The following is a 12,027-nucleotide window of genomic DNA, read 5'->3' as shown; positions in this document are numbered from 1 at the left end:
ACCCGACGACCCGACCCGGAGGACGTGTGAGCACCCAGCCCGAGAACGAGCGCACCGACATGCGGTGGGACGGCTGGGGCGACCCGGCCCGCGCCCACGGGCTGCCGGGCGGCGTGAAGCTCCTGCTCACGGCGGTACTGGGCCGCACACCGGCGCCCCCGCCCGGGCCGGACCTCGCCGACGTCACGATCAGCACCCCGGCCCTGCCCGCCGACGACGTCGCGGCGCTCGCCGCCGTCGTCGGCCCGGAGCACGTGGCGACCGGTCACGACGCGCGGCTGCTGCACGCCGGCGGCAAGTCGACGCCGGACCTGCTGCGGCGTCGGCAGGCGGAGCAGGCGGCGCCGGGCGCCGTCGTGCTGCCCGGGTCGGAGGACGACGTCGCGGCGGTGCTGGCCGTCGCGACCGAGCGCGGGCTGGCGGTCGTGCCGTTCGGCGGCGGCACCGCCGTGACCGGCGGCCTCGCCCCCGACGCCGGGGCGCACCGGGGCGTGGTCAGCCTCGACCTGCGCCGGCTGACAGGGCTGGTCGCGCTCGACGAGGAGTCCCAGGAGGCGACGTTCCACGCCGGCACGACGGCGCCCGCCGCCGAGGCCGCGCTCGGCGCGCGCGGCTTCGAGCTGGGGCACTTCCCGCAGAGCTTCGAGTTCGCGACGCTCGGCGGGTTCGCCGCGATGCGGTCGTCGGGCCAGAACTCCGCCGGGTACGGGCGGTTCGACACGATGGTCACGGGCCTGCGGGTCGTCACCCCGACGGGCACGCTCGACCTGGGCCGCGCGCCCGGCTCGGCGGCCGGGCCCGACCTGGTGCGCTGGTTCCTCGGCTCGGAGGGCACGTTCGGCGTGATCACCGAGGTGCGCCTGCGCGTGCACCCCACGCCCGAGGCGCGCCTGTTCGACGCCTGGACCTTCCGCGACTTCACCTCCGGTGCCGACGCCCTGCGCCGCGTGGCCCAGGTCGGCACGGGGCCCACGGTGCTCCGCCTGTCCGACGAGGAGGAGACCGCCGTCTCCCTGGCCCAGGTCGGCAACATCGGCAAGGCGCTGACCCGCGGCTGCTCCGCCGTCGTGCTGCACGAGGGGCCCGCAGACCTGGCCGCCGCGCGCCGCGAGGCGACCACGCGCGTGCTGCGCGAGGCGGGCGGCAAGCCGGCCGCCGAGAAGCTCGCCGCGTCCTGGGACCACGGGCGGTTCAAGGCGCCGTACCTGCGCGACGCGCTGCTCGCCGCCGGCGTCTTCTGCGAGACGCTGGAGACCGCCACGACCTGGTCGAACCTGGCAGCGCTCAAGGCGGCCGTCACCGCGGCGCTCGCCGACGGGTTCGACCGGGAGGGCGCGAAGCACCGCATCCTGTGCCACGTCTCGCACGTGTACCCGACGGGCGCGTCCCTCTACTTCACCGTGATCGCGGGGCTCGGCGTCGAGCCCCTGGAGCCGTGGGAGCGGGTCAAGTCCCAGGTCAACGACGCGATCATGGCGGCGGGCGGCACGATCAGCCACCACCACGGCGTCGGCGTCGACCACGCGCCGTGGCTGGAGCAGGAGATCGGCGCGACGGGCCTGCGCATGCTCCGGGCCGTCCGGGCCGAGCTCGACCCGGCCGGGATCATGAACCCGGGCGCCCTCCTCGGATGACGGCTCGCGAGCTTCGCCCGGACGTGTCAGACCTACAGGTCACCCGAGGGACCTGTACGTCTGACACCTCGGGTAGGTTGCGGCCATGAGTGAGCAGGTCGGGCACATCGCGGTGCTCGTGAACCCCGCCTCGGGCCACGGCGCGGGGGCGGACGGCGCCCGCGTCGCCGTCGAACGGCTGCGGTCCCGGGGCGCGCACGTGAAGGTCTACGAGGGCGCCGACGCGGACGAGACCGTCGCGCTCGGGCGGCAGGCCGTCGACGCCCGGCCCGACGTCGTCGTCGTGGCCGGCGGGGACGGCACGGTCTCCTCGGTGCTCGGGCCGCTGCTGTCCTCGGGCATCCCGCTCGCGCTGATCCCCGGCGGCACCGGCAACGACCTGGCCCGCCAGCACGGCATCCCCCTCGACGACGCCGCGGCCGCCGCCGACCTCGCGCTCGACGGCGCCCACCGCCGCGTCGACACGGGCACCGTCACCGCCGCCGACGGCACGGTGCGGCACTTCGTCACCGTGCTCTGCGCCGGCCTCGACTCGCTGACCAATGAGCGCACCAACCGCATGACCTGGCCCCGGGGGCCGGCGCGGTACCTGGCCGCGGTCTACCTGGAGTGGCTGCGGCTGCGCCGGTTCGGGTACCGGCTGGAGCCGGTCGGTGCGGACGAGGCTGGCGTGGGTGGGCCGGGCGGTTCCGGGCCGAGAGCTGTGGAGCCGGGCGGGCCGGGTGGGGCGGCCGCCGTCGGGCCGGATGCCGCTGGGCCGACGGCGGACGGGCTGGACGCCGTCGGCCCGGGTGCTGCCGGACTGGACGCTGCCGGACTGGACACGGGTGGGCTGGACGTGGGCGGGCTGGAGCAGGACGGGTACATGCTCGCGATCGGCCTGACCCGGACCTACGGCGGCGGCGTGCCGATCTGCCCCGACGCGGACCCGACGGACGGGCTGCTCGACGTCACGCTCGTGCAGGCGATGGGCCGGTTCCGGCTGCTCGCGTTCGACTCGCTCATCAAGGCCGGCACGCACGTCGAGCGGCCGGAGGTCACGACGCTGCGCACCCCCGCCGTCCGACTCGTGGCCCCGGCGGGCCTGGTCACGTACGCCGACGGCGAGCCCATGGGCCCGGTCCCGGTGACGATCAGGGCGCACCACGAGTCGCTGACCCTCTTGTGTCCCGGCCTGACGCCGCAACGGCCGGTCCGCACCTCTCCTTCGAGACCTAAGTTTCTTCGCTTTGGGGCGCCCCAAAGCGAAGAAACTTAGGTCTCAAAGGAGATGGTCGACGTCGTCCAAGCCGCCGGCCCGGCTTCCGACGTCGTCCGAACCGCGGGCCGCCGATGTCGTCCAAGCCGACGGCCCGGCTCCCGACGTCGTCCGGACTGCGGGCCGCCGACGTCGTCCAGGCCGCCGGCCCGTCGCCCGACGTCGTCCGGACTGCGGGCTCGTCTCCCGATGTTGCAACGGCCGGTCCGCAGCTTCCCTTTGAGACCTAAGTTTCTTCGCTTTGCGAGGCGGCAAAGCGAAGAAACTTAGGTCTCAAAGAAGAGGTGCCGACGCCGACCGCAGCGCAGCGCCCCGGGCCGACCACGTCGGCCCGGGGGCGGCGACGGCGGTCAGATCCCGGTCAGGTCTCCCGCGACCAGGCTCAGCTCGCGGCGGGCGTGCGGCGGCACGACCTCGCCGGGGATGCTGAGCCCGACGGCCCACGCCGTGTCGCCGCCGCCACGCTTGGGCACGAGGTGGGCGGCGCACGCGATGTCGTTGCGGAACTCGCCGTGCTCCTCGACCACGCCGTCGAGCCGCAGGCGGGCGAGCTGCGCGTCGAGCGACGACATGTCGGCGGCGGTGCGCGGGGTGAACTTGCGCATCCCGGCCTCCACCACCAGCTCGTGCCGCTCGCGGCGGGACATGCCCAGCAGCAGCGCCTTGCCGAGCGCGGTGGCGTGCGCCGAGACGTCGAGCCCGCGCTCCAGGTCCTCGATGTACGGGGAGCCGGGCGCCTCGGCGTAGTCGACGACCACGACGCGGCCCGCGCTGATACGTCCCAGGTACGCGCTGTAGCCGCTGCTCTGCGCGAGGTGGCGCAGCACCTCGCGGGTGTTGGGTCCCCGGCCGAGCGAGCCGAGCTGCTCGTAGAACCGGTGGCTCACCTGCTCGCCGACGTCGTACGTACCGTCCTTGAGCCGGGTCACGTAACCCTCGTACGCGAGCGTGCGCACGAGGTGGTACGTGGTGGAGAGGTTGAGGCCGCTGCGACGTGCGATCGCCTTCACGGGCAGGCCCGGAAAGCGGGTCACGACCTCTAGTACGCGGAAGGCGCGGGCGACGCTCTGCACGAGGTCGTCGGGGCGCTCCCGCTCGGAGTCCAGTGTCACGTGCCCCCCTTGCTCGACGGTGCTTTAAAACGGTGTCAGATCGACGGTGATCGTGACCCGATAGGTCTCGACAGGGTGGTTCGAGGGTGCGACTCTTTGTCTGCCCTCGCAGACATGTTAGCCACGGCTGTGGCCAAGGTCACGGTACAAGGTAGCAACGCGGCTGGGTTCACCCTGCGCGATCACGGACGACTGCACAGATACGGTGAATCAATGAAAATACACGAACTAGGTCATATCCGACAAGTCTCCCACCGGTATCCGGCCTGTCGGCGCGCGCCGGTGCGGTCCCGCGGGAGGTCCTGCCACGGTGCTCGATGACAAGCGCAACACCGACCAGCGCACCACCGACGAGCGCACCACCGAGGAGCGGCCCTGGCGGGCCACCCGGCCGCTGCGGCTGGGCACCATCCCGCGGCTGAGGCCGCTGGTCCGCGCGTCGGAGCTGGCCGACCCCCGCGAGCTCTACGACGAGCTCGAGAAGGAGTGGGGCGAGGTGGCCCCGGTCGAGCTGGAGCCCGGGGTGCCGGCGTGGCTGGTCATGGGCCAGCGGCTCGTCTACGACATCATGCGCAACGAGCACGTGTTCGCCACCAACCCGCAGCTCTGGAGCGGGCACACCCGCGGCGGGCTGCCGCGCACGTCGGGCCTGCGCCCCGCGTTCACGTCGCACCAGCGGATGTCCGCCAACCACGCCGACGGCGCGCTGCGGCAGCGCCTGCGCGAACCCCTTGACGACGCGTTCGAGCAGCTCTCGGAGCCGCTGGTCGCCGCCAAGGTGCGGTCGTTCTGCAACCTGCTCATCGACCGGTTCGAGGACCGGGGCCGCGCGGACCTGATGCTGGAGTACGCGTCCGTGGTCCCGTTCCTCGTGGTCGCCGACATCATCGGCTTCGACCCGGAGGACGGGCAGCGCCTGTTCGACCTCACGCGCCGCGTCGCGGGAGGCGGCACCGACGCCGCCGACGCCGTGCACGAGGTGGACCGGATGCTCGGCGACCTGGTCGTGCTCCGCCGGGAGCACCCGCGGCGGGACCTGGCGAGCTCCCTGGTCGCGCACCCGGGCATGCGGGAGGACGTCGAGGTCACCCACACGCTGCTCACCGTGGCCTACTCGGGCAACCTGACGCTCACGGCCTGGGTGGCGCAGACCCTGCTGCTCACCCTGACCGACGCACGGTTCTCGGGGCGGCTGCACGGCGGCCGCATCGACCTGGACAGCGCCATGGACGAGGTGCTGTCGCGCTCCACGCCGACGCTCCACAGCCTGCCCCGGTTCGCCCGCCAGGACGTGGTGCTCGACGACAAGCTCGTCGCGGCGGGCGACCCCGTGATCCTCGCGATCCACGCCGCGAACACGGACCCGCGCACCACCACGGGCGACCCGTGGGACCACGTGGGCAGCCGCGCGCACGTCTCCTTCGGCACCGGCCCGCACGCGTGCCCGGCGCCCCGGACGGCCCGCGTCATCGCGCGGATCGCCGTCGAGACCCTCCTGCGCCGGCTGGAGGCGGTGCTGCGCATCCCCGCCGCCGACGTCGCCTGGGAGCGGACCCTGTGGATCCGCCAGCCGACGAGCATCCCCGTCACCTTCCCGGTGCCGGTCGAGCGCGCTCCGGCCGAGCAGGACGCGCCGGGCGACACGGCATAACACCCGCCCCCATCGCAGGTGGTAGTGCCCGCGGCGGGGGTCGCGGAGGTAGGTTGCGCGTGTGAGCAAGGAGGGTCACATGCGCATCGGCGTACCGGACGACGGCGGGCCGCTCGTGCCCGCCACCCCCGCGACCACGGGCCGCCTGGTCGGCCTGGGCTACGAGGTCCTCGTGGCGGCGGGAGCAGGGGCGGGGGCAGGCTTTCCCGACGCCGCCTACGCGGCCGCGGGAGCCGCCGTCGTGCCCGACGCCGAGGCGTGGGCCGCCGACGTCGTCGTGCTCACGCGGGCGCCGGACGACCTCGGCGCTCCCGGCCCCGCTGCGCTGCGGCCCGGGGCGGTGCTGGTCGCGCAGGTCGCGCCCGCCGCCCGGCCCGACCTGGTGCGCGCGCTCGCGGACCGCGGCGTCACCGCCCTCGCGCTCGACGCCGTGCCGCGCATCTCCCGGGCCCAGTCGCTCGACGTGCTCAGCGCGCTCTCGAACGTCGCGGGGTACCGGGCCGTGGTCGAGGCCGCCGCCGAGTTCGGCGGCATGTTCGCCGGCCAGGTCACCGCTGCGGGCACCACCCCGCCCGCGAACGTCTTCGTCATCGGCGCGGGCGTGGCCGGGCTCGCGGCCATCGGCGCCGCGGGCAGCCTCGGCGCGCAGGTGCGCGCCTTCGACGTGCGCCCCGAGGTGGCCGAGCAGATCGAGTCCATGGGCGCCACGGTCGTCCGGGCCGACGACGCCGCGCAGCAGGTCAGCGCCGACGGATACGCCGCCGCGCTCACCGCCGACCAGGAGGCCGCGGCGCTGCGCGCCTACGCCGTCGAGACCGCGGCCGCCGACATCGTGATCACGACGGCGCTCGTGCGCGGGACGGCGCCCACCACGATCACCGCCGAGATGGTCGCGCGCATGCGGCCCGGCAGCGTGATCGTGGACCTCGCCTCGCCCGGCGGCGGCAACTGCGAGCTGACCGTGCCGGGGGAGCGCGTCGTCAGCGACAACGGCGTCGTGGTGCTCGGGTACACCGACCTGCCCGACCGCATGCCCCGGCACACCTCCGAGCTGCTCGGCACCGCCGTCGCGAACCTGGTCCGGCTCGGCACGCCCGACGGCGACGGGCGGCTCGCGCTCGACCCGGACGACGTCGTCGTGCGCGGGATGACCGTGGCCGCCGGCGGCGAGGTGCTGTGGCCGCCGCCCCCGGTGGCGGTCTCGGCGCCTGCGCCTTCGCCGGTCGAGCCTGTCGAGACCACGCCGGGCGGGCCTTCGCGGGTCGAGCCTGTCGAGACCTCACCAGGGTCTCGACAAGCTCGACCAGCGGTAGGCGGGGCTCGACCAGCGGGTGGCGGCGGCCGGCCGACGGCGGGCGGCCGGGCCTCGTTCGCGCGCGTCGTCCTCGTCGCCCTCGGCGCCGTGCTCGCGGCGCTCGCGGTGGCGGTCTCCCCGCCGGACCAGGCGGCGCACTTCACCGTGCTGGCCCTGGCCGTCGTGGTCGGGTTCTACGTGATCTCGCACGTCAGCCACGCCCTGCACACCCCGCTGATGTCCCAGACCAACGCCATCTCCGGGATCATCCTGGTGGGCGGGATGCTGCAGATCGGGTCGGCGGACCCGGTCGTCACCACGCTGGCCGTGCTGGCCTCGGCGGTGGCGAGCATCAACATCTTCGGCGGGTTCCTGGTGACGCACCGCATGCTCGCGATGTTCCACCACACCCCCATCGACGTGTCAGACCCACAGGTCCCCCGAGGGACCCGTGGGTCTGACACGAAGGGCGGGGGCGGGCGATGAGCGTCGAGTCGGTGGTGCAGGCGGTCTACCTGGTCGCGGCGGTACTGTTCGTGCTGTCGCTCGCCGGGCTCTCGAAGCAGGAGACGGCGCGGCGCGGCGTGCTGCTCGGCATGACGGGCATGGCGCTCGCGCTGGTGGCGACGATCGCGCTGGCCCTGGACCGGTCCGAGCGGCCCGTCGGCGTGACGGCGGCCCTGATCCTGTTCGTCCTGCTGGTGGGGGCGGCGGTCGGCACGTGGCGCGCGCGGACCGTCGAGATGACGCAGATGCCCGAGCTCATCGCGCTGCTGCACTCGTTCGTCGGCGCGGCAGCCGTGCTGGTGGGCTTCGGTTCCTACCTGACCGATCCCGGTTCGGGCGGGTCCACCGGCGGGGCCGACGGCGCCGGCGGGACCGTCCACCTGGTCGAGGTGTTCCTCGGCGTGCTGATCGGCGCCGTCACGTTCACCGGGTCGGTGGTCGCGTTCGGCAAGCTGTCGGCCCGGCTCCGCTCGTCGCCGCTGCTGCTGCCCGGCCGCAACTGGCTCAACCTGGCCGCGCTCGTCGCGTGCGGGGCCCTGCTGTGGTGGTTCCTGACGGCGGGGGAGTCCGGCCTGGTGCCGCTGCTGCTCATGACGCTCGTCGCGCTGGCCCTCGGCTGGCACCTGGTGGCGGCGATCGGCGGCGGCGACATGCCCGTCGTCGTCTCGATGCTGAACTCCTACTCGGGGTGGGCGGCCGCCGCGGCCGGCTTCATGCTCGGCAACGACCTGCTGATCATCACGGGCGCGCTGGTCGGGTCGTCCGGTGCGATCCTCAGCTACCTCATGTGCCGCGCGATGAACCGGTCGTTCGTCAGCGTGATCCTGGGCGGGTACGGCACGGGGACCGGCGTCGTCGCGCAAGGAGCCCCCGCCGAGCAGGGCACCTATCGCGAGACGACGGCGCTGGAGGTCGCCGACCGGCTGACCGCCGCCCGGTCGGTGATCGTGGTGCCGGGCTACGGCATGGCCGTGGCGAAGGCCCAGTACCCGGTCGCGGACCTCGTCGCCCGGCTCACGGCGCGCGGCACCACCGTGCGGTTCGGCATCCACCCCGTGGCCGGCCGTCTGCCGGGCCACATGAACGTGCTGCTCGCCGAGGCGAAGGTCCCGTACGACCAGGTGCTCGGCATGGACGAGATCAACGACGACTTCGGCGACACCGACGTCGTGCTCGTGATCGGCGCCAACGACACGGTGAACCCGGCCGCCCAGGACGACCCGGCGTCGCCCATCGCGGGCATGCCGGTGCTGGAGGTGTGGCAGGCCCGGGAAGTGGTCGTCTTCAAGCGGTCGATGGCGACGGGCTACGCCGGTGTGCAGAACCCGTTGTTCTTCCGCGAGAACACCGCCATGCTGTTCGGGGACGCGAAGGACCAGGTCGAGCTGATCGTGCAGGCGCTGTGAGGGCAGCCGACGACGGCGGGCGCGGTGGCACCGGGCGCCCCCACGGCCAGCGACTTTTGCATTACGGTGGTCGTCTGTGGGTGAATTGAGGATGGCGCGCTGACACCGCGCGAAGACAAGTTGGTATAAAGGGGCGCGCCAGGAGAGTCCGGCGCAGTCCCTCAGTGCGGAGGCCGAGTGTTGACACGCTCTCTCGTGACCGGAACGGCCGCGATCGTGGGGTTCCTGGTGCTTGTGGCGACCACCGAGCTCTTCTACTTCGGGCCGCCCTCGAACGCCCAGAACGGCGGCGAGGTCTTCGCGTCCGTCGGCGGTGCGACGCTGACGCTGCTGACGTGGGCCGTCGTCGGCTGGTCCGTGGCCCGGACCGCGCGGGCCCTGCGCCTGGCGCGCTGGTCCGTGCCGGTCGGGATGCTGGCGCCGGTCGGGGCGATCGTCGCGTTCACGCTGACGGTCGACCTGGACGCGTGGTCCACCGGCTACGGCGTGCTGGCCTTCGCGGCGGCGTCGGCCGGGGTGCTGGTGACCATCCGGCGGCGCCGGTCGGCGCGGCCCACCGCGCTGCCCGAGACCAAGGGGCACCCGCCCGTGCGGATGGCCGCGTGAGCGACCGGCCCGTCGCCGTCGTCGGCCCCGGTGCGATCGGCGGACTGCTGGCCGCGCTGCTGCAGCGCGCGGGGCACGACGTGACCGTGGTCGCCCGGGAGGCGACCGCGGCGCACATCGCCGAGCACGGCCTCGACGTCGTCTCCGACATGTTCGGCTCGTGGCACGCGCCGCTGGCTGCGTCCACGACCGTGCCGCGCGGCGCCCAGGTGGTCGTCGCGGTCAAGGCGGACGGCGTCCCCGCGGCCGCCGACCTGCTGCGCGACGCCGATCCGGCCGAGGTGCTCGCCTTCCTCAACGGGGTCGAGCACATGGTGCCGCTGCGCGCGGCGGCGCCCGGCGCGACCGTGCTGGGCGCGACGATCGCCGGCCAGACGCGCCGCACCCCGGTGGGCGGCCCCGGCCCGGCGACGGTCACGCACTCGTTCGACCTGCTCAGTATCGTCGTGCCTGACGCCGCCGCCGACCTCGGCCTGACCGCCGCCCTGCGCGACACGGGCGCCGCGCTCCAGACCGGCGGCACCGAGGCCGAGGTGCTCTGGAAGAAGCTGCGGTTCCTCGCGGCCCTGTCGCTGCTGACCTCGACGTGGAAGACCGGGATCGCCGACGCGCTGGAGCGCGACCCGGCGCTCACCGCCGGCCTGCTGGACGAGATCGCCGCCGTCGCCACGGCCGAGGGCGTGCCCTCCACGGGCGCCGACCTGCGCGGACAGCTCGCCGGGATGCCGCCGCTGACGGTCGGCTCCCTGGAGGCCGACCTGTCCGCCGGACGGCCCGGCGAGCTGGACGCCATCGGCGGCGCGATCCTGCGCGCGGGCGGGCGGCACGGGTACGACCTGCCGGTGCTCCGGGCGACGGTGGACCGTCTGGCGGCGTCGGTCGCCTGACGACCGTCTTCCGAGGTCCGGCTGCTGTCGTCTTCTCCTTCGAGACCTAAGTTTCTTCGCTTTGGGGCCACCGAAAGCGAAGAAACTTAGGTCTCAAAGGGGAACGCCCGTCGGGGTACCGACAGTCAGGGGTTGCCGCTCACCAGAAGCGGACCGGCAGCCGGTGCCGCGCGTAGACCGCCTCGACCGCCGCGCGCACCTGGGCCGCGGTGCCGAGCCGATCCTCGTCCAGCCCGAGCACCGCCAGGGTCGCGATGCCGTTGTGCTCCGACCACCAGGAGTCCAGGCCGCCGCGCATCTGCCGCATCCGGCCGCGGGTGAGCCCCTGCGTCACGCCGCGCATGAGCACGCTGGACGCGGGCGTCCCGAGCGGCGCCGCGAACGCCGTTGGTAGCCGGCCCAGGTTGGAGGCCAGGCACAGCGGCGCGGTGCCGTCGCGCGCCGCCTTCTTCGCGACGGCGTCGGGCACCATCTGCATGAGCGGCTTCAGCGGGCCCAGGGTGTCCACCCGGGTGCCCGACGTCAGGGCCGCGAACTCGGCCTTGGCCCGCGCCCGGATCTGGCCCATGTCGGCGATCACGCCGGCCCGCTCGGGCGCGGGGGTCACGGTCGTGTCCACGGCGATGGACACCCCTGACGTCGCGTTGGACCGCAGGTCGCCGGGCTGCCGCAGGCTCACGGGCAGCGACACGCGCACCGGCATGCCCGCGGTCGCGGCGCCCGCGGCGAGCAGGATCTCCGTGCACACCGCGATGAGCAGGCTGTTCGCCGTCCCGCCCGCGGCGTGGGCCGCGCGGTGCCAGGTCGAGGCGTCCGTGTCGACGACGACGATCGGCGGGTGCGCGGGCTCGGCGTCGTCCGGGCGCGGGGCAGGGCGCGGCCGGTCCGCGGACTGCTGCGCCATGATCGGCGGCACCGGCCCCTGCCGCGCCATCCGGCGCAGGCCCCCGACGGCGGCGCGCGCCTGCTCGGTCGCGTCGCGCAGGTCGGCCACGAGGCCCGTGCGGATGCGTTCGCCCTCCTTGGGCAGGCGGCGGCTGTCCGACGACGGCGCCCCCTCGGCGTACCCGCCCACGAAGGCCCCGCGTGCGGCGGCGCTGGCGACGGCCGCCTCCAGGGCGCCCACGTGCATCCCGCCGTCGGCGACGACGTGCGAGGTCACGAGGCTGAGCACCGTCCCGCCGCTCGTCGTGCGCGCCGCGGCCAGGGCCCAGGTGGGACCGCGCTCCGGGTCCAGGCTGACCTGGGACTGCTCGTCCGCCCAGGCGAGCACGTAGTTCTCGGGCACCGGCGCGGACCCGATGAGCAGGTCGGGCAGCGTGGTCGACGCCGACCAGCGCGCGCGGGCCCCCGGCAGGCGCCCGGGCCGCACCACGCGCTGGAGCGGACCCTCGGCCAGACCGCGGTGCAGGGCGCGCAGCGCGTCGAGGTCCAGCGGCGCCGGCAGCCGCCAGACCGTCTGGTTGACCACGGCCACGCCGAGCACCCGGCGCGTGCGCAGGAACAGGTCGTCGTCGTAGGTGAGGCGGTTGCTCGCCGCGGGACCGGGCGGCGGAGCGGTCGTCGTGCTCGGGGCGGCGCGTGGCGCTGAACTGGTCACGGTGCTGGTCACAGGACTGGTCGCTGGGCTGGTCAAGACGTCTCCGATGCCGGGCGGGCGGGTGGTCGGCGG

At 74.4% G+C, this 12,027-nt stretch carries 9 protein-coding genes; 7 read left to right on the top strand and 2 right to left on the bottom strand.

Annotation, left to right across the window (positions count from 1 at the left end):
• Positions 1-26 precede the first annotated feature (26 nt).
• Positions 27-1,634, top strand: coding sequence for an FAD-binding oxidoreductase (locus FHX71_RS17705; RefSeq protein ID WP_312877101.1), 1,608 nt, complete (start codon positions 27-29; stop codon positions 1,632-1,634).
• An 85-nt stretch (positions 1,635-1,719) separates the two neighbouring features.
• Positions 1,720-2,892, top strand: coding sequence for a diacylglycerol kinase family protein (locus FHX71_RS17700; RefSeq protein WP_182618861.1), 1,173 nt, complete (start codon positions 1,720-1,722; stop codon positions 2,890-2,892).
• Between the two features lie 350 nt (positions 2,893-3,242).
• On the opposite strand, the gene FHX71_RS17695 is transcribed toward FHX71_RS17700, so the two are convergent.
• The gene (locus FHX71_RS17695; protein ID WP_182618860.1) at positions 3,243-4,004 is read right to left on the bottom strand and encodes an IclR family transcriptional regulator; all 762 of its coding nucleotides are present in this window, start codon (positions 4,002-4,004) and stop codon (positions 3,243-3,245) included.
• A gap of 310 nt (positions 4,005-4,314) precedes the next feature.
• On the opposite strand from FHX71_RS17695, the gene FHX71_RS17690 reads away from it, so the two are divergent.
• The 5 genes from FHX71_RS17690 (at position 4,315) to FHX71_RS17670 (ending at position 10,355) form a co-directional block, all read left to right on the top strand.
• Positions 4,315-5,655 carry a cytochrome P450 gene (locus FHX71_RS17690; protein ID WP_182618859.1) on the top strand — a complete coding sequence of 447 codons (1,341 nt, stop codon included), beginning with the start codon at positions 4,315-4,317 and terminating at the stop codon, positions 5,653-5,655.
• 79 nt (positions 5,656-5,734) lie between these two features.
• Complete coding sequence (locus tag FHX71_RS17685; protein ID WP_246403313.1) at positions 5,735-7,435, top strand: Re/Si-specific NAD(P)(+) transhydrogenase subunit alpha; 1,701 nt, start codon at positions 5,735-5,737, stop codon at positions 7,433-7,435.
• On the top strand, positions 7,432-8,862 hold the full coding sequence (pntB, locus tag FHX71_RS17680; protein ID WP_182618858.1) for a Re/Si-specific NAD(P)(+) transhydrogenase subunit beta: 1,431 nt from the start codon (positions 7,432-7,434) through the stop codon (positions 8,860-8,862). Before FHX71_RS17685 ends, pntB begins: the two co-directional genes overlap by 4 nt.
• A 195-nt stretch (positions 8,863-9,057) precedes the next feature.
• The gene (locus FHX71_RS30135) at positions 9,058-9,468 is read left to right on the top strand and encodes a hypothetical protein (RefSeq protein ID WP_182618857.1); all 411 of its coding nucleotides are present in this window, start codon (positions 9,058-9,060) and stop codon (positions 9,466-9,468) included.
• Positions 9,465-10,355, top strand: a complete 891-nt coding sequence (locus FHX71_RS17670; RefSeq protein ID WP_182618856.1) for a ketopantoate reductase family protein — start codon at positions 9,465-9,467, stop codon at positions 10,353-10,355. Before FHX71_RS30135 ends, FHX71_RS17670 begins: the two co-directional genes overlap by 4 nt.
• Positions 10,356-10,494: 139 nt before the next feature.
• Here the strand turns inward: FHX71_RS17670 and FHX71_RS17665 are convergent, their stop codons facing one another.
• Complete coding sequence (locus FHX71_RS17665) at positions 10,495-11,967, bottom strand: hypothetical protein (RefSeq protein WP_182618855.1); 1,473 nt, start codon at positions 11,965-11,967, stop codon at positions 10,495-10,497.
• Positions 11,968-12,027: the final 60 nt, after the last annotated feature.

Source organism: Promicromonospora sukumoe (assembly GCF_014137995.1).
Classification (GTDB): Bacteria; Actinomycetota; Actinomycetes; order Actinomycetales; family Cellulomonadaceae; genus Promicromonospora; species Promicromonospora sukumoe.
The sequence above is the reverse complement of the archived record's forward strand: the minus strand, read 5'-3'. Positions and strand labels throughout refer to the sequence as shown.

What these genes read in the sequence shown, in the direction of transcription:
- FHX71_RS17685 (WP_246403313.1), top strand. Translation starts at nt 5,735, where the DNA reads ATGCGCATCGGCGTACCGGACGACGGCGGGCCGCTCGTGCCCGCCACC.
- FHX71_RS17700 (WP_182618861.1), top strand. Translation starts at nt 1,720, where the DNA reads ATGAGTGAGCAGGTCGGGCACATCGCGGTGCTCGTGAACCCCGCCTCG.
- pntB (WP_182618858.1), top strand. Translation starts at nt 7,432, where the DNA reads ATGAGCGTCGAGTCGGTGGTGCAGGCGGTCTACCTGGTCGCGGCGGTA.